We start from the raw sequence: 20,122 nt of genomic DNA, 5'->3' as shown, positions 1-20,122 counted from the left end.
GTCGGGTTGCCTTCCGGCAGGTGAACGGCGGGTGCCGCAGCTCAGCGGCCGCGCCCCCGCGACCGCAGCAGCAACGGCGGAGCCAGAAGCGCCACCGCCACGAGGACGACCGCGACGAGCATCCCCGTCTGCGAGGGGCCCCAGCTCTCGGACGCGAGAGTGAACGGTGTCGACACCGCCGTGCCCTGCGCTCCGGAACCCGAGACCAGGTTGCCGTTCGCGTCGTACACCGCGTCCGAAGCGGTGGCCGCGGTTGCTCCCGTCGCCGCGGCGGCACCCGCCCCGGACGCCCCCGCACCGTCGGTTCCCGATGCGGGCGCGGTCCCCTCTCCCGCGCCCGCATTGCTGCAGGAGTCCGCGTTGTAAGGACCGACATTCGATCCCGGGATGCGGGAGATCTGGTCGAACGCGGCCTTCACGAGGTTGTTCGGCAACGGTGAGTACCCCAGCGCACCGGCCTGCTTCTGCCCCTCGCACACGATGTACTTGACGAATGCGCCCAGCGTGTAGCCCTTGCGTTCGGTGAAGATCCCGCCCACCTGGGTCGGCACGATCATGTACGAGTAGCTCGAGAGTGGATACGCGGAGGGGTCGGCGTTGTTGTAGACGCCGTCCAGGATCTGCGTGAGGTAGTCCGGTGACGACTGGTCCTCGTTGATCCGCGCCTCGCGCAGCGCGATCTCCACGTTCGCCGCCGTCGGCTCGACGTAGTTGCCGGCGACGTTCTTGAGCTTCACGACGGGGATGCCCGACTTCATGGCATAGGAGTACTCGACGTACGTGATCGAGCCTTCTCCGTTGGTCGGGTTGCTGACATAGCCCGAGACACCGAGCGAGCCGCTCTGCGCCTTGAACTTGAACGACGGCGGGAACTGCGAGGTCATGCCGGTCCCCCAGGTCTGGGGGTACTGCGTCGACATCCACTTCGTGAACTGCGCCGTCGACCCCGAACCGTCCGAGCGCACGACCGGCGTGATGGCACGGTCGGGAAGCACGAGCTGCGGGTTCTCCGCCTGGATGGCGGGATCGTTCCAGCGGGTGATCTGGGCCGTGAAGATCTTCGCGACGACATCGCCGGGCAGCTGCAGGTCGGTGACGAGCTTGCCGCCGATCCTCAGGTTGTACATCAGCGAGGTGCCGCCGGCCACGATCGGGAGGTAGGCATAGGGCCGCGTCGAAACCTCGGAGGGCGAACCATCCTCCGGCTGCGCCTGGAACGGGATCTCGCTGACAGCGAAGTCGACCGTCTCGCGGATGAAGTCGTTGCGGCCCGCTGAGGAGCCGGTGCCGCTGAAGCTGATCGTCATGCCGTAGTTGTTGGCCACGTTCCGGCGCCATTGGTCCAGCGCATTCTGCGACCACGTCGAGCCGGAACCCGAGATGGCGACGTAGGTGTCGGCTCGCGCGGCCGTGGCGCCTCCGAGTGTGAAGGCGCCGACGACGAGTGCGGCGAGGGCGGCGTGCAGAGCACGGCGGCGGGGGCGGTTCACGGGTTCTCCTGCGGGCGGGTCGAGTGCGCCGGGACGGCGCCCTCGAGCAGAGGGGGACGACGGAGGATGCGCATGAGGTCTTCGCGCGAGCGGCGTGCGGCACGGTAGCGCTGCCCCTCGGAGAGCACACCGGCACCGCGACCGCCGATGAGGCGGGCGATGACGAACAGACCGAGCACGAGCAGGATGAGCACCGCCGCCGTGCCGAACCCGCGCGCCACCATGTTGGGCTCGGGCGACTGGACGAAGGTGAACACCTGGAGCGGGAGGGAGATCATCGGCCCCGAGAACGGGTCGGTGTTCATCTGCGCGGTGATGCCGGAGGTGAGCAGAACGGGCGACGTTTCGCCGATGCCGCGCGCCGTCCCGAGGATGACCGCGGTGGCGAGCCCGGAACGCGAGGTCGGCAGAACCACCCGCCACACCGTCCGCCACTTGGACGACCCGAGCGCGTACGACGCCTCACGGAGCTGATGGGGCACGAGTCGCAGCACGACGTCTGCCGAGCGGATCACGATCGGGAGCATCATCACGGTGATCGCGATGGATGCGGCGAAACCGGAACGCTCCTTGGTGACCAAGGTGATGATCGCCGCGTACACGAAGAGCCCCGCGACGATCGAGGGCAGAGCGGTCATCGCGTCCGAGACGGTGCGCACGAAGCGGGCGAAACGACCGCCGATCTCGTTGAGGAACACCGCCGTCGTGATGCCCAGCGGGACCGTGATGGCCAGGGCGATGCCGATCTGGATGAGGGTTCCGACGACCGCGTGGGAGATGCCGCCCACCGAGAGCGGGTCGAGCGGTCCCGCGAAACGCATGGTCTCGACGAAGAAGTTGGCGTTCGACAGGGCGGGCACCCCGCGAACGAGCGTGTACACCGCCACGAACACGAGCGCGGCGAGCACGGTCAGACCCGCGCTGTAGAGGAGGACGGTGACCACGCGGTTGACGACGGCCAACCGGTCGGCGGTGAGCGAGACCAGGCCGGCGTAGGCGACGATGAACACCACGAACGCCACGGCGATCCACCCCACCGGGCCGGTCAGCGGCGCGATCCAGCCGAAGAGCAGCGTCGCCACCGAGACGCCCGCCAGCAGAGCGCCGATCAGGTCGTAGCCGTCCGAGAGCGAGGCGCGGCCGGGCCGGCGCCGCTCGGGTCGCGCCTGCTCCGGGTGCCCGACCGGTACGCGGGTGCGCGGTTCGCCCGTGGGCCGTAGGGCTGCCCCCGCCGCATCCTTGGACGCCGCGGTGTCGTCGATGAGAGTCATCAGGTGCTCTCCGCTCCGGAACGGGACCGCGCGACGATCGAGGACGCGGTGAAGTTGATCACGAGCGTGATCAGGAACAGAGCGAGACCGGCGGCCATGAGAGCCGAGAGCCCGAACTCGCTCGACTCGCCGTACCGGAGCGCGATCAGCGCCGAGACCGAGTTCGATCCGGTCTTCAACACCTCCCCGTTGATCGTGAAGATCGGCGAGATGATCATGTACACCGCGATGGTCTCGCCGAGCGCGCGACCCAACCCCAGCATCATCCCGCCGATGATGCCGCCGCGACCGAAGGGCAGCACGACGGTGCGGATCATCCCCCAGCGCGTCGATCCCAAGGCGAGCGCTCCTTCTCGTTCACCGATCGGGGCCTGCGAGAAGGCTTCGCGCATGATCGAGGTCTGCGTCGGCAGCACCATGAGCGCGACGACCATACCCGCGATGAACGCCGAGGAGGTGTACGAACTGGCCTCCGTGAGGCGCTGGCCGTCCTCCGTCACCGCGAACACGGGGATCCAACCGAAATAAGTGGAGAGCCACTGCGCGACGGGGACCGCGTTCTCCTGCAGGAACTGCACGCCCCACAGACCGAAGACGACGCTCGGGACCGCAGCCATCAGGTCGACGATCGTCACCATCGCCCGCTTGACGCCGCCCGGCAGCACCTCGCTGATCAGCAGCGCCGTCCCCAGCGCGAGCGGGAAGGAGAAGGCCAGGGCGACGACAGCGATCGTGATCGTTCCGAACAGCACCGCCGCGATGCCGAACGAGCCGGCCACGCCCTCCTGCGGTTCCCAGCTCTGGGTCCACAGGAACGAGAACCCCGAGGTGCCCAGCGCTTGTCCGCCGCGCGCCGTGAGGAAGACCCCGACGGCGAGCATGATCGCCACCGTCGCGCCACCGGCGGCGTACGCCACGGTACGGAACACACGATCGCCCAGGACCGGTCGCGAACGCAGCGAACGCCGCGGTGCGGTGGAGGCGACCGCGCTCGGCGCGATCACCTCCGTGGTGGCGTCACTCAACTGTTCCTCCGTCTTTCGGGCAGGCGGAGCCCTCCCCAGGGCTTGGCCGTCAGCATCCCGCCGCCGGATGAATGCCGGATGCTGCGGACATGTCCTGCGGGTGACGTGCTCTTGTGCCGCGGGTGCCGTCGGTTCATGGGAGGGCCGGGGCGAGGGTGGGCGGCGTCGACATCGACGGCGATGGCGTCGGCGTGGGTGTCGACACCGGCGTCGGGGAAGGCTCGGGGCGCGCTGCGACGAGCGTCACGGCGGAGCCGAACGGCAGCAGTTCACCCGCCGAGGGCCAGATCGCGAGCGCGACGCCGCCGGCCCCGCGACCGCTGTACTCCGTGGCGGACCGGAAGCCCGCCGCGACGACGGCCGCCTCGGCGTCGGCGAGCGTCATCCCCGTCACGGGCGGCACCGCGTTGTTGCCGGTCGCCACCCGTAGCAAGACGGACGAACCGAGCTCGCCCGCAGACCCTTCCGCCGGCTCGGCGCCGAGCACGACGTCGGCCGCTGCGGCGGCGTCGACGCGGACGAGATCTCCGACCCGCAGCCCTGCATTCTCGAGGACCCGGGCGGCGTCGGTCAGAGTGAGCCCGGCGAGCCGAGGCACGAGGACCGTCGTCGGCGGAGGCGACGTCGTCTCAGTCGCTGTCGGCTCCGGGCTGGCGAGGGCGACCGCGGTCGAGGCTGGGCGCGAGGGAGCCGCCGAGGGAGCCGAGCCGGCAGCTGCCGAGACGGCGATCACGGCGACCACGCACGATGTGACGGCGACTGCCGCGGTCCACAACGGCCACCGTCCCCGCATCGGCGTGGAAACCGGCTGCGCTGCGGCGCGGGCGTCCACCGCGACTGTCCCGTCCGCGGATGCGGGCACCACCGTACGGTAGTGGCGGGTGGGTGCGGTCACCGCGTCGGAGACCTCGGCGACCGGAGGGGAAGCGAGGGCGTCCCGCATCCGTTCGGCATCCGGGTAGCGATCGGCCGGATCCTTGAGCATCGCCGTCGCCACGACGCGATCGAGAGACCGCGGCACGCCCCGCCGACGAGCGGATGGCAGCGGCGGCGGCGCTGCCAGGTGCGCACGGGCGATCTCTGCCGCATCGCCCGTGTAGGGCGCGCGACCGGTGAGCATGAAGAACAGCACGGCGCCGACCTGATAGAGATCGCTCGCCTCCGTCACCGGTGCGCCGCGCAGCTGTTCCGGCGAGGCGTAGGCGACGCTTGCCACCACTCCCTCCCCCGCGGCCGCCGCCGCCGAGAGCAGTGCGTCGGCGCCGACCGTGGAGCGACCCGGAACGTCGGCGAGCCCGAAGTCCAGCAGCGTGACGCTGCGGCCGACGTCGGCGTCGGACGCATCCGGATCGATCATGATGTTGACCGGCGTGACATCGCGATGCACCACCGACGCCGCGTGAGCGGCCCCCAAGGCCGCGAGGACACGATCCGCGACCTCCCGCGCTCGGGAAGGCTCCAGCGGTCCGTGCTCGCGGACGTGGTCCGCGAGGGTCACCCCCTGAGCGAGCGCCATCGCGATCCAGACCACCTGTGTCCCGTCGTCCGCGACGCCCGCATCCACGACCCTGGCGATGTTCTCGTGGTCGACGGCCTGAGCGGCGTGCACCTCCTCGAAGAAGGCGTCCCATCGCGCGGGGTCCTCGGCCAGGTGTGGGTGGAGGAGCTTGAGGGCGACCTTCTCACCGCTGCGGGTGTCTTCGGCGGCGAACACCGCGGCGGTTCCGCCGCTGCCCAGGAGCGAACGCAGCCGGAAACGCCCCGCGAGGAGCATGTCGCTCACCGCACGAGCTCGGAGGAGGAACCGGCGCGGGACTCCTCCCGCATCGCCAGGAGCAGCCGCACCGCCAGCGAGCCGGCATTGCGCGCGACGGAGCGATTCTCGTAGCGGCGGGCACCGATCATGATGATCTCCTCGTCGAGGACGACGAACCAGCCGGTGGTGCGCATGCCCGGCTCCGGATCGGAGCGGACACTCAGCCGATGGGCGACGCTGATGAGTCCGGCGACATCGGCGCGCGCCGCCCCCTCGGAGGCGGAGAACCGGGCGCTGCGTCCCAGTTCGCGGTGATTCTCGGTCAGCAGACGCCAGCCGACGACCGTTCCGGCGACGGGAGCCCCGGCCCCCGCGACGCGCACGCTGTCGCCGTGCACGGCCAACACGTCCTCGACGGCGCGCAACCAGTCGACCGCGGCGCGGTGCGACCGCTCCGGAAACCGCGCGTACAAGAAGTGCGCAGGCATCGTCTCTCCTTCGAAGCGCACCTGAGCAGAGGGGCGCGTCCGAAGCGTGGCGGGCGCAGGTCGACGCCCGCCGTCCTGCGGGTGAACGGCAGACGTCGGGCGGGCGAGGCGCGGGTTACCGCGGCGCGAGCACGCTCAGAGACCGAGCTCGTGCGCGAGCGTCTGCGTGCGGGAGACGAGCTCGCCGCGCTGCTCGGCCACGCGGCGCGGCGATGTTCCGCCGACGCCGTCGCGGCTGGCCAGCGACCCCGGCACGGTCAGCACCTCGCGCACACCGGGCTCCAGGCGAGGCGAGACCGCGGCCAGCATCGCGTCGTCCGCGTCGTGCAGTTCGATGCCGCGCTGCTCGCACGCCTGCACGAGCGCACCTGAGATCTCGTGCGCCTCGCGGAACGGAACGCCGCGCTTGACGAGCCACTCGGCCACATCCGTGGCGAGCGAGAATCCCTGCGGTGCGAGCTCCGCCATCCGCTCCGTGTCGAAGCGCGCCGTTGCCACCATGCCCGCGAAAGCAGGCAGCACGAGTTCCAGGGTGGCGATGGAGTCGAAGACCGGCTCCTTGTCCTCCTGCAGGTCGCGGTTGTACGCGAGCGGCAATGCCTTGAGGGTTGCGAGCAGGCCCGAGAGGTTGCCGATGAGGCGGCCGGACTTTCCGCGCGCCAACTCCGCGATGTCGGGGTTCTTCTTCTGCGGCATGATGCTCGACCCCGTCGAGAACCCGTCATCGAGTCTCACGAAGCCGAACTCGCGCGTGTTCCAGACGATGATCTCCTCGGCGAAGCGCGAGAGGTCGACGCCGATCATGGCCGCGATGAAGGCGAACTCGGCCACCACGTCGCGCGAGCTCGTGCCGTCGATCGAGTTCTCCGCCGGCCGGTCGAGTCCGAGGTGCTCGGCCACGAGCTGCGGGTCGAGCCCCAGCGTCGAGCCCGCGAGCGCTCCGCCGCCGTAGGGAGACACGCGGGCGCGGACGCCCCAATCCCGGAGGCGTTCGAGCTCGCGCACGAGCGGCCAGGCGTGCGCCTGCAGGTGGTGGGCGAGCAGCACGGGCTGGGCGTGCTGCAGGTGGGTGCGTCCGGGCATGGCGGCATCCGCATGCGCCTCGGCTTGGGCGACGATGGCATCGATGAGCCGGACGACATCGCGCGCGATGACGGCGGCATGATCGAGCAGGTACAGACGGACCAGAGTGGCGATCTGGTCGTTGCGGCTGCGCCCGGCACGCAGCTTGCCGCCGAGCTCGGGACCGACCTCGGCGATGAGCGCCTGCTCGAGGGCGCCGTGCACGTCCTCGTCATCGTCGGCGGGCACCAGGCGCTCCTCGGCCACGGCCGCGGCCAGGGCGTCCAGGCCCTCGTGCATGCGTCGCGCCTCATCGGCGTCGAGGTATCCGGCCGCCTCGAGGGCGGCGGCGTGCGCGTGCGATCCGGCGAGGTCGTACGGCGCGAGGATCCAGTCGAAATGCGTGGATCGGCTCAGCGCGGCGAGCTCGGGCGAGGGGCCGGAAGCGAAGCGGCCTCCCCACAGGGAACCGCGGTGGGTGGCGTCGTGGGTCGCGTCGTTCACCCGACCAGCCTACCGAGCACGCTCGGCGGCCGTGCGCACGCTGCGGCGCGCGACCCAGGCGAACAGTCGCTCGAGCGGCCCCCGCCCCATCGTCAGCGCCCACACCGTACATCCGGTCACGACCGCGATCGTCACCGGCCAGAACGGCGCGAGATCCCGGAACTCCCAGAGCGCCCCGGTCTCGCCGAGTGCGAGCAGAGCCCACGCAGCCCAGACGAGCAGCTGGGCCGTGTAGGCCGTCAACGGCATCGCTCCGGTCGCGCGCAGCGGCAGCAGCACCCACGTCACGGGGGTGCGTGCGATGAGCAGACATCCGCCCAGGACCGCGACGGCGGTGGCCGCGCCGCCGACGACCTCGGGCAACCCCCCAGAATGCGGGGAGGTGCTCAACGCCACGCCCCAGTAGTCGGATGCGGTCGTCGCGGGTGCGGCGAGACCACCCGCACCGTAGGCGAACAGGGCCGTTCCGATCCCCATCACGACGAGGATCGCCGCGATGCGCGCATCGCGCAGGTCGGTGCGCCCGAGCGCGAGACCGAGCACGAGGAATCCGATCCACAGCGGGAACGGGTAGGCCCAGCCGATGACGAGCGCGACGCTGTCCCCCGCTGCGGTGTCCCAGAACGGCAGCAGTCCCAGCGCCGCCTGGACGAACGGCATGACCACTACGAGCGCCGCGGCGACCGCGAACAGGGCACCGGCGCCGAGTCGCAGCAGCGGCAGCGCCAGTAGGAACAGGACGGCGTAGGCGGGCAGGATCACGTAGACCGGCACCCCCGTGAGGATCAGAAGGATGCCGAGCACCCAGATGAGTCCCGCCCGCACGAGCAGACGACCGCGTGCCACGCGCAATCGCTCTCCCGAGACGGGGGAAGCCCCTCCCGTCGTCAGAGCGATCGACACTCCCGCGAGAACGGCGAACAGGATCGATGATCGTCCGTTGACGATGTCCAGCCACGTCTGCGGGCGGGTCAGCTCGAATGGCTCCTCGATCGTCAGGAGGTGAGCGGCGAGCATCCCGATGACCGCGAGGCCACGGGCCAGATCGATCCCGCCCAGACGGTCGGGTCCGCTCAGTCGCGCCAGCGCCCGCCTCATTCCCGCGGGTTCCGATCAGCTCTGACGCAGCAGCCAGACAAGCAGTGCCTTCTGGGCGTGCAGCCGGTTCTCGGCCTCGTCCCACACGACGCTCTGCGGCCCGTCGATCACCGCGGCGTCCACCTCGTAGCCGCGATCGGCCGGGAGGCAGTGGATGAAGATCGCGCCGGGATCGGCGAGAGCCATCGTCTCCTCGGTCACCTTGTACGCGCCGAGGTCGCGAAGACGGGCGAGCTTCTCCTCCTCCTTGCCCATCGAGACCCACGTGTCGGTGACGACGATGTCGGCACCTGCCGCGGCTTCCAGCGGATCCGTGAGCAGAGTGAGCGAGCCCCCGGTCTCGGCGGCGCGGCGGTCGGCGGCGGCCACGACATCCTCGCGCGGCGCGTAGGACTCCGGCGACGCGACGCGCACGTGCATCCCGGCGGTGACTCCCGCCAGCGCGTACGAGTGCGCCATGTTCGAGCGACCGTCACCGAAGAACGCGAGGGTCAACCCCTTGAGCTCGCCCTTGTGCTCGCGGATCGTCAGCAGATCGGCGAGCAACTGGCAGGGGTGGAAGTCGTCGCTCAGCGCGTTCACGACGGGCACGCGGGTGCCGCGCGCCATCTCCTCGAGCCCCGCCTGCGCGTAGGTGCGCCAGACGATCGCCGCCACCTGGCGCTCGAGCACCCGCGCCGTGTCGGAGGGCGTCTCCTTGCCGCCGAGCTGGCTGTTGGCGGTCGAGATGATCAGCGGGGAGCCGCCGAGATCGGCGATGCCGACCGCGAATGAGACCCGCGTGCGTGTGGAGGATTTGTCGAAGATCACCGCCACGGTCTGCGGACCGGCGAGCGGCTTCGCCGCCCAGCGGTCCGCCTTCAGCTCCAGGGCCAGATCGAGGATCTCCGCCTGCTCGGCGCCGGTGAGGTCGTCGTCGCGCAGCAGGTGACGGGTCATGCGTGGGCCTCCGTGTCGGGCGATGCGCTCTCCAGCAGCAGCGCGTCGGCCACCGTGGCCAGCGCTGCGGAGAAGAGCCGGGTGAACTCGTCGATCTCGACATCGCCGATGGTGAGCGGCGGTGCGATGCGGATCGTCTGGTCATTGGGCGCGTTGACGACGAGCCCGTGCTGCTGGGCCGCGGCGACGACCGCCGGTGCGACGGGATGCGTGAGCGCGACACCGAGGAGCAGGCCCTGCCCGCGCACGCCGTCGATGAGGTCGGACTCGATCCCCGCGATCGCCTCCCGCAACTGCGCACCGCGCACGGCCGCTGCTTCGACCAGGCCCGCACGCTCGATCTCCTCGAGCACGGCGCCCGCCACGGCGGTGCCCAGAGCGTTCCCTCCGAAGGTCGAACCGTGCGTTCCGGGGTAGAACAGGTCGCCGGCCGCCCCGAAGGTGATCAGCGCGCCGATCGGGAACCCGCCGCCGATACCCTTGGCGACCGTGATCGCGTCGGGAGTGATGCCGGCGTGCTGGAACCCGAACCATGCACCGGTGCGACCCGCACCGGTCTGGATCTCGTCGACGATGAGCAGCGCGCCGTGGCGCGCGGTGATCTCCCGCGCCGCCTCGAGATAGCCCGCCGGCAGCGGCAGAACGCCCGCCTCGCCCTTGATGGGCTCGACGAACAGGGCGGCCACGCGCTCGTCCATCGCCGCCTCCAGCGCCTCGATGGTCGAGTCGAGGAACTCGACGCCGGGCACCATCGGCAGGAAGGGCTCCTGCATGGCCGGCTTCCCGGTGAGTGCCAGGGTTCCCATCGTGCGGCCGTGGAATGCGCCGTTGAGCGCCAGGATGCGGGGCCGCTCGGCGCCGCCGTGCAGGCGGGCGAGCTTGAACGCCGCCTCGTTGGCTTCGGCGCCCGAGTTGCCGAAGTACACCCGCCCCGTCTCGCCGGCGCCGGACAGGCGCTTCAGCCGCGCCGCGAGCGCGAGCTGCGGCGGCGTCGCGAAGTAGTTCGACACGTGAGCCAGGCGCGCCGCCTGGGAGGCGACGGCGTCGACGAACACCGGATGGGCGTGGCCGAGGGCGTCGACGGCGATGCCCGCGAGGAAATCGAGGTAGCGTCGACCGTCGCCGTCCCAGAGGTAGGCGCCCTCACCGCGCACGAAGAGCGCCATACGGTCGCCGACGTTGCGGACGAGGTCGCGTCCGGCGTCGTCCTGCCACGGGGTCACAGTCTGTTCGGCCATCACGCCACCACCTCTGTTCCGATGCCTTTCTGAGTGAAGAGTTCGACGAGCACCGAGTGCGGCACCCGTCCGTCGATGATCGCCGCCGTGGGCACGCCTCCCGTCACCGCGTCGAGGCAGGCCTGCATCTTCGGGATCATCCCCGACTCCAGACGCGGCAGCATCTCCCGGAGCTCCGCGGAGGTCAGATGCGACACGAGGGAATCGCGGTTCGGCCAGTCCGCGTAGAGGCCGGGCACGTCGGTCAGCACCACGAGCTTCACGGCACCCAGCGCCACGGCGAGGGCCGCCGCAGCCGCATCCGCGTTCACGTTGAGGGAGTGTCCGGTGTGGTCGAGATCGGGCGCGATGGAGGAGACGACGGGGATGCGTCCGGCTTCGAGCTGGTCGATGATCGGCTGCGGGTCGACCGAGACGACATCACCGACCCGGCCGAGGTCGTGCTCGACGCCGTCGACGACGACGCCGCGGCGGCGTCCGCCGAACAGTCCCGCATCCTCGCCCGAGAGCCCGGTCGCGACCGGACCGTGCGCGTTGATCTTGGCGACCAGCTGCGGGTTGATCTGACCGGTGAGCACCATGCGCACGACCGTGATCGCCTCCGTGGAAGTGACGCGGTAGCCCCCCTTGAACTCGCTCGGGATCGCCAGCCGGTCCAGCATGTTGGAGATCTGGGGTCCGCCGCCGTGCACGACGACCGGCTTCACGCCGACGTAGCGGAGGTAGGCGATGTCGGCGGCGAAGGCGTCCTGCAGCTCGTCGGAGACCATCGCGTTGCCGCCGTACTTCACGACCACGATCTGCTCGCGGTAGCGCTTGAGCCACGGCAACGACTCGATGAGCGTCTCCGCCTTGGCACTCGCGGCGGCGGGGTCGGTGTCTTGCAGATCGATACCTGTCATGAGGAGTACGCGCTGTTCTCGTGGACGTAGTCGTGCGTGAGGTCGTTGGTGCGGATCGTCGCCTCGACGTCGCCGACCTTGAGGTCCACGACGAGGTCGGTCGCGCGCGGAGTCAGATCGACCTCTTCGCGCGGGGCGTCAGGGCCGCCGGCGGAGCAGACCCGCACGCCGTTCATCCAGACGTCGACGTCGTAGGGGTCGAAGGCGGCCTGCGTCGTGCCGATCGCGGCCAGCACCCTCCCCCAGTTCGGGTCGTTGCCGAAGATCGCCGCCTTGAACAGGTTGTTGCGGGCGATGGAGCGGCCCACCTCGACGGCGTCATCCTCGGATGCGGCGTGCACGACCCGGATCGTGATGTCGTGACTCGCACCCTCGGCGTCGCCCTGCAGCTGCCGCGCCAGGTCATCGCACAGCGCGACCAGACCCGCGCGGAAGGCCGCCGCATCCGGCGCGACACCGCTCGCGCCGCTGACGAGAAGGCTCACCTGGTCGTTCGTCGACATGCAGCCGTCGGAGTCGAGGCGGTCGAAGCTCACGTGGGTCGCGGCACGCAGGTGCGCGTCGGCATCGGATGCGGTCAGCACCGCATCCGTCGTGATGACCACGAGCATCGTGGCCAGACCCGGCGCGAGCATGCCCGCGCCCTTCGCGATGCCGCCGATCGTCCACCCGTCGCCGGCGTACACGCTCGTCTTCGCGACGGAGTCGGTGGTCATGATCGCGTGCGCCGCATCGAGGCCGCCGTCGGCGGACAGGGCGGCGATACCGGCATCGACGCCCTCGAGCACCTTCGCGCGGAAGGTCTCGTCGCCGGTTCCGATCAGACCGGTGGAGCACACCAGGATGTCGCCGGGCGCGACGCCGAGCAGCTCGGCCGCCCTCTCGGCGGTCTGGTGGGTCGTCTGGAAGCCGAAGGAGCCCGTGAAGCAGTTGGCGCCGCCGGAGTTGAGCACGATGGCCTCGACGACGCCATCGGTGATCACCTGCTCCGACCACAGAATGGGGTTGGCCTTGGCCCTGTTGGAGGTGAAGACCGCGGCGCCGACCTTGAGCGGTCCTCGGTTGACGACGACGGCCACATCGGATTTGCCGGTCGACTTCAGGCCGACGGCGACACCGGCCGCCTCGAATCCTGCGGGGGCGGTGACGGTCACGGCGCGACTCCGTTCACGGTGAGCGCCCGATGTTCGGGAAGGCCGAGCGCGATGTTCATGGACTGCACGGCGGCGCCCGCCGTGCCCTTGACGAGATTGTCGACGGCGGCGACGACGACCACGCGGTTCGCCGCGCGGTCGATGGCGAGCCCGAGCAACGCGGTGTTGGCTCCCAGCACATCCGCCGTGCGGGGAAAGGTCCCCTCCGGCAGCAGCTGCACGAACGTCTCGTGCGCGTAAGCCGTCTCCCAGGCCTCCCTGATCTCGGCGTCGGTGACGCCGGGCGCGATGGGCGCGGTGGAGGTGGCGAGGATGCCGCGCGACATCGGGACGATGACGGGCGTGAAGGAGATGCGCACGTCGCCCCGGGCACCGGCTGCGGCGAGCGCCTGCTGGATCTCCGGGATGTGGCGATGGGTTCCGCCGACGGCGTAGGGGTTCGCTGTGCCGAGGATCTCGCTCGCGAGCAGGTGCGGCTTGAGGCTCTTTCCCGCACCGGAGGGGCCGACGGCGAGGACGCTGACGATGTCGCCCGGATCGATGACACCGGCAGCGACACCGGGGGCGAGGCTCAACGAGACCGTCGACGCGTTGCAGCCGGGAGCGGCGATGCGCGAGGCTCCGACGAGCCGCTCGCGCTGCTTGGCGCCGTCGACGAGAAGCTCCGGCACGCCATAGGTCCACGGCTCGTGGAAGTCGCCGCCGTAGAAGGCCGCCCATGCCTCGCCGGAGGTGAGCCGGTGATCGGCCCCGGCGTCGATGACGAGTGCGACGTCGGCGAGGGCATCGGTGTACTGACCGGACTGCCCGTGCGGCAGCGCGAGCACGACGATGTCGTGACCGGCGAGCACCTCCGGCGTCGTCGGCTGGAGCTCGAGGTGCGCGAGCGAGCGCAGGTGCGGCTGCTGTGAGATCAGCGGCGTCCCGGCATTCGAATGCGCGGTGACCGTGCGGATCTCGACGTCGGGGTGCGCGGAGAGGATGCGGAGGATCTCGCCTCCTGCATAGCCGGACGCGCCGGATACGGCGACCGAATAGGGCATGGGTTCCACCTTAGAGTCTGGGAGCTGTGCGCTCGCGCGCACCGGCGGCATCGGCGACGCCCGCGCACCCGGACCGGTGCGGCACGCATCGCCTAGATTCGGCGGTCTCCCAGACGTCGGCGCACGACCACGCGCTGTGCGCTGTGGAACCGGGCCGAGGACATGCGCCGACGATAGCCGTGTGCACACCGCATCCGCAACTCGGCGCACGTCGGACGTTCCCGCCAGACTGGTGCGATGCTGCGCACCATCGCCGTCTCCGGGTATCGCTCACTCCGTGACGTCGCCGTGCCGCTGGGCGGGCTCACCGTCGTCACCGGCGCGAACGGCACCGGAAAGTCGAACCTCTACCGCGCCCTGCGCCTGCTGGCGGGGGCCGCCACCGGCGGCATGGTCGAGGCGGTCGCGCGGGAGGGTGGCCTGTCGTCGTTGCTGTGGGCGGGTCCCGAGGGTGGCGGCGATCAGGGCACTCTGCGGCGCGATCCCGTGGCCGTGCGGCTGGGCTTCGCGTCCGACGAGCTGGGCTACCTGGTGGATCTCGGCCTGCCGCAGACCGACGGGCGGAGCCTCTTCTCGCGCGATCCGGAGATCAAGCGCGAGCAGGTGTTCGCCGGCGCGGTCGCGAAGACCTCGTCCCTGCTCATCGATCGCCGCCGGAGCGCCACGCGCGTGCGCGAGGATGCCTGGATCACACTGGATCAGTCGCTCGCCCCGTTCGAGAGCATCCTCGTCGACCTCGCCGACGGCGACACCGGACCGGAGCTGCTGTCGCTGCGGCGGACGCTCGCGAGCTGGCGCTTCTACGACCACTTCCGTGTGGATGCGGACGCTCCCGCCCGTTCCCCCCAGGTGGGCACGCGCACGCGCGCCCTCTCCCACGGTGGGGAGGACATCGCGGCGCTCTGGGCGAGCGTGCGCGAAGCGGGTGCGGGCGACGCCCTCGACGCGGAGGTCGGACGCGCCTTCCCCGGGATGCGGGTGCAGATCGACGCGGAGGACGGACGGCTCCGGATGCGGCTTCATCAGCCCGGGCTGCTGCGTGCGCTCGACGTCGCGGAGGTCAGCGACGGCATCCTCCGCTATCTCCTGCTGTGCGCCGCCCTGCTTCCCGCATCCCCCGGCCCTCTCATCGTCTTGAACGAGCCGGAGGCGAGTCTGCACGAGAGCCTGCTCGCTCCTCTCGCAGAGCTCATCGTCTCGGCGTCGGGGCGCACGCAGGTGATCGTGGTCACCCATGCGGCCGAGCTCGCTCGCCGACTCGAGGATGCCGGAGCCCTCGCGCACCGCCTGGCGCGCACCTCCGACGGCACTGTCGTCGACGGACAGGGGTTCCTCGACGTCCCCGCCTGGAACTGGGGCAGTCGCTAGCTCAGGCGCGGGCGAGCACGGATGCGACCAGCGCCCGGGCCCGGGCACGCCGGATCGCCAACACCGTGGCGAGCGCACCGACGGCGCCCCACAGCATCAACCCGACCGCGGCGTTCAGCACCGCATGCAGCGAACCGCCCACGAGTGCCTGCGCCCCCTGCAGGGCGAGGCTCAGCGGGAGGCCGGCCAGCGGCCCCGTCGCGGCGGGCGTGGTTCCCGGCGCGGCCAGGGTGCCCGCGGCGATCACCTGCAGTCCGAGCAGCACGAGCGACACGACGAGTCCGGCGCGCGGGAGGAAGGCGACCAGCCCCTGGTGCACGAGAGCGAATGCGATGGCGGTGACCGCGGTCAGCCCCGCCGCCACCAGCGCGCGCTCGGGCGCCACCCCCGACAGCGCGACGGCACCCCAGACGAGGACGGCCTGCGCGAGGGCGACGGCCACGATGACCACCGCCGCGGAGCGCGCGAGTCGCGCGGCGGATGCGGCGGAGGTCAGTGCTGAACGGGCGAAAGGCAGCAGCGCGAGCATCACGCCGATCGCTCCGAGCCACAGCGCCACCGGCCCGAAGACGGCCATCGCCGAAGCGAGGGCACTGCGGGGTCCGGTCGTCGAGGTGCTGTCCACGCCGATCGGTCTGGCGACGACCTGGGCGATCTGCGTCTGCTGGGCGTCGTCGTACCGGGGAATCGCCGCCCGCGCCGAGTCCAACCCGGCGGCGAGCTGCGCGCTGCCCTGCCCCAGGGTCCCGAGCGCTTCGGCGAGCTGACCGTTTCCCTGCGCGAGGCCGTCCGCCCCGGACGCGGCGGATCCCAGCGCGTCCGACAGCCGGCCGAGGCCGTCCGCCACGGGGCCGCTGACCGCCGAGATCGCTCCGGCACCGACGGCGACCCCGGCCGCGGTCTCCGCGTCCTTGCCGAGCGCATCGGCCTGGCCGGCCAGCAGCGCCGAGACACCGTCCGCCGCATCCTTCGTGGGCGCGAGCAGAGCCGCGAACTCCTGCTGCTGCGACGGCGTCAACTGCGCCGAGAAGGCGGCGAGCGCGGCGAGGCGGGTCTGCACGTCCTGTTGCGCGGCTTCGGCCACGCCCGCATCGAGAGCACGCTCGGCCAGACGCAGCGAGAGATCCCCCGACGCGACGGCCCCGGCTGCCGTGAGATCTCCGAGTCCTCGCGCGCCCCTCGGCAGCTCGGAGAGCACATCGTCCATGCTTCGCAGTCCGTCCGCCAACTGAGCCGTGTACCCCTCCAGCGCCCCGGCGCCGCTCTGCGCCTGTGCCAGTCCACCGGTGATCGCGGACGCTCCCTGAGCCATCTGATCCATGCCGGAGCCGATCTGAGACATGGCCGTGAGCGTTCCGGTCACGTACTGCTGGGTGAGCTGGGCTGCGACGCCGGCGGGCAGGCTCGCCGACAGCGCTTCGGCGATGATGCCCCCGAGGTAGCCGTGCTGCGTACTGGTCTGCACCGTCAGCTCCGCCTGCTGCGGCGCGCCGGAGCCGATCGTCGTCACGTGCGCCGAGAAGTCGGTCGGGATCGTCACGGTGGCCAGCACGTCGCCGTTCGCGAGCGACTCGCTCGCGGTCTTCGCATCGGTGAGCACCCACTTCACGGAAGGGACCGAGGTGATGAGGTTCTCGGTGAGGAGCTTGCCCGCCGCCACCGGCGTGGTTCCGGTGAGGATCGGGGAGTCCTGGTTGACCAGCGCAACGGGCGGGCGCTCGTCGGCCGAGGGAGCGAGCGTCAGCACGATCGCCAGCGGCGCGAGCACGACCAGGACGAGCACGGCGGCGAGCTGCCATCTCCGCTGGCCGCGAGCGGGCGCGGCGATCAGGCTCCACAACGTCGTCATCGCCGTCCCCCTTCGCTCTCGGCGGGCGCGCCCGCGTCGACGCGGACGACGGGTCTCTCCGGCGACGCATCGAGAACGGCTGCGCTGGAGCCGAGGACGATCGTGATGCCCGGGTCGATCGCCCTGACCACGATCTGCGCCAGCGCCTGCGCATCGGCCCGGTCGCCGAGGTCGATCGACACGAGCGCCAGCCCGCTGGTCGCGGCGACGGCTACATCGGCCGCCCAGCGTTCGGCGTCACTGAGCTGTCCCATCGGCGTCCTCTCACTCACCTCGTGTGCCGAGCTTCCCGACACCACCGCCAGCAGTGCGTCGAACGTCGCGGCAGCGCGGATCACCGCCTCGTGGGCGCGAAGCACACCGACGCCGTCGGCGCGTAGGCTTCGGCGCAGGTGCTCCGCCAGCGAGCTCGCGTCTGCTCGTTCTGGGGCGGCGGGAACGTACGCGGCCTGGGAGGCCACCGCCGCGCGTTCGAAGGGCAGCAGGCGCCCATGGACGACGAGATCGCCCTCGACATCCGCCGTGCGGCCGGCGACGGCGGCCACGAAGCGCGCGGCGACCGCGGCGGGACCCTCCACCAGCACGACGGATCCGCGCGGCGCGACGAGATCGGAAATGTCCTCGCCGCCGATCCGCACACCGTGCGCGAGCACACCGTCACCGGCGGCCCCGCCGTCCGCACGCCCGGCGAGCCAGCTGCGCTGCGCCCGCATCCGCTCGACGGCCTCGCCTTCGATGTCCGCGTCGGGAAGCAGCCGACCGAGCCATGCCGGCAGCCACCAAGCCCGGTGCCCCAGCAGAGCCATGACCGCCGGGATGAGGGTCATCCGTACGACGAAAGCGTCGATCAGCACACCGGCGGCGAGCGCGGTCGCCAGCGGCTGGATGATCGCGTTCCCACCCGGCACGAACGAGAAGAACACCGAGAACATGATCAGCGCCGCGGCCGTCACGACCCGGGCCGAGGCGCTGAACCCACCGAGGACGGCGCCGTGCGCATCCCCCGACGTGGCGTAATGCTCCCGCATCCGTGAGACGAGGAACACGTGGTAGTCCATCGCGAGACCGAAGAGCACGGCCATCACGAGGATGGGCAGGAAGCTGATGACCGGACCGACCTTGCCCACTCCGAGCAGATCCGCTGCCCAGCCCCACTCGAACACCGCGGAGGTCACCCCGAGGGCCGCAACGACCGACAGAAGATACCCCAGCGTCGCCGACAACGGCACCGCGATCGAGCGGAACATGATCGTCAGCAGCACGAGGCACAGCCCGACCACGACGATGCCGAAGGGCAGCAGCGCCGCACCCAGGCGGTCGGAGATGTCGATCGCCAGCGCCGTCTGCCCCGTCACCGCGTATCCGAAGCCGTGCGCGGCGGCGAAGGCGGGTTCGTCGTCGCGGAGCGTGCGAACGAGGTCCGTGGTCGCGTCGGAGGACGGTGAGCTGGCCGGTGTGATGCTGAGGACGGCGAGGTCGACGGCCTCGTTCGTGAAGGCCTTCGAGACGGCCACCACATCCGGGATGCCCGAGAAGGCGTCATCGAGCGCGTCGAGCGCATCCTGTATCTGCAGGGTGCCGGAGATGTCGGCGGTGATCAGCAGCGGCCCGTTGAACCCGGGGCCGAAGCCCTCGTCGAGCAGGTCGTACGCGATCCGCGCCTGCGACGACGGCGGGTCGTAGCCCGCATCCGGCAGGGTCAGTCGCAGGCTCAGCGCCGGTGTCGCGACCACCATCAGGGCGATCACCACGACTCCGATCGTCGCCGCCGGCACCCGGGTCGCGAGCCGTACCCACACCGGCGGTCGCGTGGAGCGCGTCCTCAGGCGACGCCGCGCCCGCGGACGCACCGTGCGGCCCAGGACCGCGAGCACCGCCGGGAGCAGCGTGACGGCGACCGCCAGCGCCGCGAGCACCGCGCCCGCCGCCCCGACACCCATGACGGTGAGGAACGGGATGCCCGCGACGGCGAGACCGAGCAGCGCGATCATGACCGTGAGCCCCGCGAACACGACGGCGGTTCCGGCAGTGGCGATCGCGACGGCGATCGACTCGCGCGCGTCCATCCCCTCGGCCAACTGCGCCCTGTGTCGCGAGACGATCAGCAACGCGTAGTCGATGCCGACCGCCAGTCCGAGCATGGTCGCCAGCAGTGGCGCCGTGGACGAGACCGGGGCGAAGGCCGCGACGATGAGGATCGAGCTGGACGCGACGGTCACGCCGATGATGGCCGTCACCAGCGGCACGCCCGCGGCCACGACGGCGCCGAAGGTGATCGCCAGCACGATGAACGCGATCGCCATGCCGGCGACCTCCGTCCAGTCCACACCGTCCTGTGCGCTCGCCACCAGCCCCGAGTACGCCAGCGTCGCGCCGCCGGCTGCGGCCGGCTGCGCGGCCTCCTCGATCGCCGCGACGAGGCTCTCGTCGATGTCGGTGGCGGCCACGCTCAGCTGCACGGTGATGAACGCCATCTCGCCGGTACGCGAGATCTGCGCGGGCTCGCCGGAGGATGCGGGGGTGGCACCGGATGCCGACATCGCGACCGGACACGTCACACCCGCGACGCCGTCGACCGCGGCGAGGTGCTCGCACGCCGTCGCGATCGCGTCCGCCTGGTCCGTGACGGGGGTTCCGCTGGGCGCGACGATCACCACGCGGGCGGTCGCGCCGCTCAGCTGTGGCAGGCGCTGCTGGAGCTGATCGAGGGCCTGCTGCGACGGCGTCCCGGGAATCTCGAACGTCGATGCGAGCGTGCCGCCGAGCGCCTGCGACAGCGCCCCGCCGCCGATAGCGAGCACGAGCCATCCTGCGATGACCGCCCAGCGCCAGCGCACGGCGAAGCGGCCCACGCGGAAAAGAAACGATGACATCCCCAGACGCCTTTCCCGAGGCACGCGCAACACCGCGCGCACGTGCTCAGGGTAGCGGCACC

Annotated in this window: 15 protein-coding genes; 1 reads left to right on the top strand and 14 read right to left on the bottom strand. The window is 71.1% G+C overall.

The window, feature by feature from the left end; genetic code table 11:
* Positions 1 to 41: 41 nt before the first annotated feature.
* The 12 genes from pstS to argC form a co-directional block, all read right to left on the bottom strand.
* Entirely contained in the window at positions 42 to 1,490 is a 1,449-nt protein-coding gene (gene pstS, locus SK224_RS16000; RefSeq protein WP_320435618.1) for a phosphate ABC transporter substrate-binding protein PstS, read from the bottom strand.
* A complete protein-coding gene (gene pstA / locus SK224_RS15995) occupies positions 1,487 to 2,761 on the bottom strand; it encodes a phosphate ABC transporter permease PstA (RefSeq protein WP_320435617.1) in 1,275 nt (424 codons plus the stop codon). Before pstA ends, pstS begins: the two co-directional genes overlap by 4 nt.
* The gene (gene pstC / locus SK224_RS15990; RefSeq protein WP_320435616.1) at positions 2,761 to 3,786 is read right to left on the bottom strand and encodes a phosphate ABC transporter permease subunit PstC; all 1,026 of its coding nucleotides are present in this window, start codon (positions 3,784 to 3,786) and stop codon (positions 2,761 to 2,763) included. The genes pstA and pstC overlap by 1 nt, the downstream gene beginning before the upstream one ends.
* 133 nt (positions 3,787 to 3,919) lie before the next feature.
* Positions 3,920 to 5,560 carry a serine/threonine-protein kinase gene (locus tag SK224_RS15985; RefSeq protein WP_320435656.1) on the bottom strand — a complete coding sequence of 547 codons (1,641 nt, stop codon included), beginning with the start codon at positions 5,558 to 5,560 and terminating at the stop codon, positions 3,920 to 3,922.
* Between the two features lie 5 nt (positions 5,561 to 5,565).
* Positions 5,566 to 6,030 carry a hypothetical protein gene (locus SK224_RS15980; protein ID WP_320435615.1) on the bottom strand — a complete coding sequence of 155 codons (465 nt, stop codon included), beginning with the start codon at positions 6,028 to 6,030 and terminating at the stop codon, positions 5,566 to 5,568.
* A 135-nt stretch (positions 6,031 to 6,165) separates the two neighbouring features.
* A complete protein-coding gene (gene argH / locus SK224_RS15975) occupies positions 6,166 to 7,596 on the bottom strand; it encodes an argininosuccinate lyase (RefSeq protein WP_320435614.1) in 1,431 nt (476 codons plus the stop codon).
* Positions 7,597 to 7,605: 9 nt separating this feature from the next.
* Positions 7,606 to 8,694 (bottom strand): heparan-alpha-glucosaminide N-acetyltransferase domain-containing protein, encoded by a 1,089-nt coding sequence (locus SK224_RS15970; RefSeq protein WP_320435613.1) that lies wholly within the window; start codon positions 8,692 to 8,694, stop codon positions 7,606 to 7,608.
* Positions 8,695 to 8,709: 15 nt separating this feature from the next.
* Positions 8,710 to 9,633 (bottom strand): ornithine carbamoyltransferase, encoded by a 924-nt coding sequence (argF, locus tag SK224_RS15965; RefSeq protein ID WP_320435612.1) that lies wholly within the window; start codon positions 9,631 to 9,633, stop codon positions 8,710 to 8,712.
* Positions 9,630 to 10,871, bottom strand: a complete 1,242-nt coding sequence (locus SK224_RS15960) for an acetylornithine transaminase (RefSeq protein ID WP_320435611.1) — start codon at positions 10,869 to 10,871, stop codon at positions 9,630 to 9,632. Before SK224_RS15960 ends, argF begins: the two co-directional genes overlap by 4 nt.
* Positions 10,871 to 11,773 (bottom strand): acetylglutamate kinase, encoded by a 903-nt coding sequence (argB, locus tag SK224_RS15955; RefSeq protein ID WP_320435610.1) that lies wholly within the window; start codon positions 11,771 to 11,773, stop codon positions 10,871 to 10,873. Before argB ends, SK224_RS15960 begins: the two co-directional genes overlap by 1 nt.
* Entirely contained in the window at positions 11,770 to 12,927 is a 1,158-nt protein-coding gene (gene argJ / locus SK224_RS15950; RefSeq protein WP_320435609.1) for a bifunctional glutamate N-acetyltransferase/amino-acid acetyltransferase ArgJ, read from the bottom strand. Before argJ ends, argB begins: the two co-directional genes overlap by 4 nt.
* Positions 12,924 to 13,970 carry an N-acetyl-gamma-glutamyl-phosphate reductase gene (gene argC, locus SK224_RS15945; protein ID WP_320435608.1) on the bottom strand — a complete coding sequence of 349 codons (1,047 nt, stop codon included), beginning with the start codon at positions 13,968 to 13,970 and terminating at the stop codon, positions 12,924 to 12,926. The genes argJ and argC overlap by 4 nt, the downstream gene beginning before the upstream one ends.
* A 237-nt stretch (positions 13,971 to 14,207) precedes the next feature.
* On the opposite strand from argC, the gene SK224_RS15940 reads away from it, so the two are divergent.
* Positions 14,208 to 15,338 carry an AAA family ATPase gene (locus tag SK224_RS15940; protein ID WP_320435607.1) on the top strand — a complete coding sequence of 377 codons (1,131 nt, stop codon included), beginning with the start codon at positions 14,208 to 14,210 and terminating at the stop codon, positions 15,336 to 15,338.
* A 1-nt stretch (position 15,339) separates the two neighbouring features.
* On the opposite strand, the gene SK224_RS15935 is transcribed toward SK224_RS15940, so the two are convergent.
* Both SK224_RS15935 and SK224_RS15930 read right to left on the bottom strand, forming a co-directional pair.
* Entirely contained in the window at positions 15,340 to 17,187 is a 1,848-nt protein-coding gene (locus SK224_RS15935) for a hypothetical protein (RefSeq protein WP_320435606.1), read from the bottom strand.
* Positions 17,184 to 20,060, bottom strand: coding sequence for an MMPL family transporter (locus SK224_RS15930; protein WP_320435605.1), 2,877 nt, complete (start codon positions 20,058 to 20,060; stop codon positions 17,184 to 17,186). The genes SK224_RS15935 and SK224_RS15930 overlap by 4 nt, the downstream gene beginning before the upstream one ends.
* Positions 20,061 to 20,122 lie beyond the last annotated feature (62 nt).

It is taken from the genome of Microbacterium sp. BG28 (genome assembly GCF_034044005.1).
GTDB lineage: Bacteria > Actinomycetota > Actinomycetes > Actinomycetales > Microbacteriaceae > Microbacterium.
Note: the sequence above shows the minus strand (reverse complement) of the source record. Positions and strands in the feature narration are given on the sequence as shown.

Excerpts from the sequence above, each read along its gene's own strand:
- SK224_RS15930 (WP_320435605.1), bottom strand. The coding sequence starts at position 20,060 with ATGTCATCGTTTCTTTTCCGCGTGGGCCGCTTCGCCGTGCGCTGGCGC.
- SK224_RS15985 (WP_320435656.1), bottom strand. The coding sequence starts at position 5,560 with ATGCTCCTCGCGGGGCGTTTCCGGCTGCGTTCGCTCCTGGGCAGCGGC.
- SK224_RS15960 (WP_320435611.1), bottom strand. The coding sequence starts at position 10,871 with ATGGCCGAACAGACTGTGACCCCGTGGCAGGACGACGCCGGACGCGAC.
- SK224_RS15970 (WP_320435613.1), bottom strand. The coding sequence starts at position 8,694 with ATGAGGCGGGCGCTGGCGCGACTGAGCGGACCCGACCGTCTGGGCGGG.
- argC (WP_320435608.1), bottom strand. The coding sequence starts at position 13,970 with ATGCCCTATTCGGTCGCCGTATCCGGCGCGTCCGGCTATGCAGGAGGC.
- pstA (WP_320435617.1), bottom strand. The coding sequence starts at position 2,761 with ATGACTCTCATCGACGACACCGCGGCGTCCAAGGATGCGGCGGGGGCA.
- SK224_RS15980 (WP_320435615.1), bottom strand. The coding sequence starts at position 6,030 with ATGCCTGCGCACTTCTTGTACGCGCGGTTTCCGGAGCGGTCGCACCGC.
- argB (WP_320435610.1), bottom strand. The coding sequence starts at position 11,773 with ATGACAGGTATCGATCTGCAAGACACCGACCCCGCCGCCGCGAGTGCC.
- argF (WP_320435612.1), bottom strand. The coding sequence starts at position 9,633 with ATGACCCGTCACCTGCTGCGCGACGACGACCTCACCGGCGCCGAGCAG.
- SK224_RS15940 (WP_320435607.1), top strand. The coding sequence starts at position 14,208 with ATGCTGCGCACCATCGCCGTCTCCGGGTATCGCTCACTCCGTGACGTC.
- SK224_RS15935 (WP_320435606.1), bottom strand. The coding sequence starts at position 17,187 with ATGACGACGTTGTGGAGCCTGATCGCCGCGCCCGCTCGCGGCCAGCGG.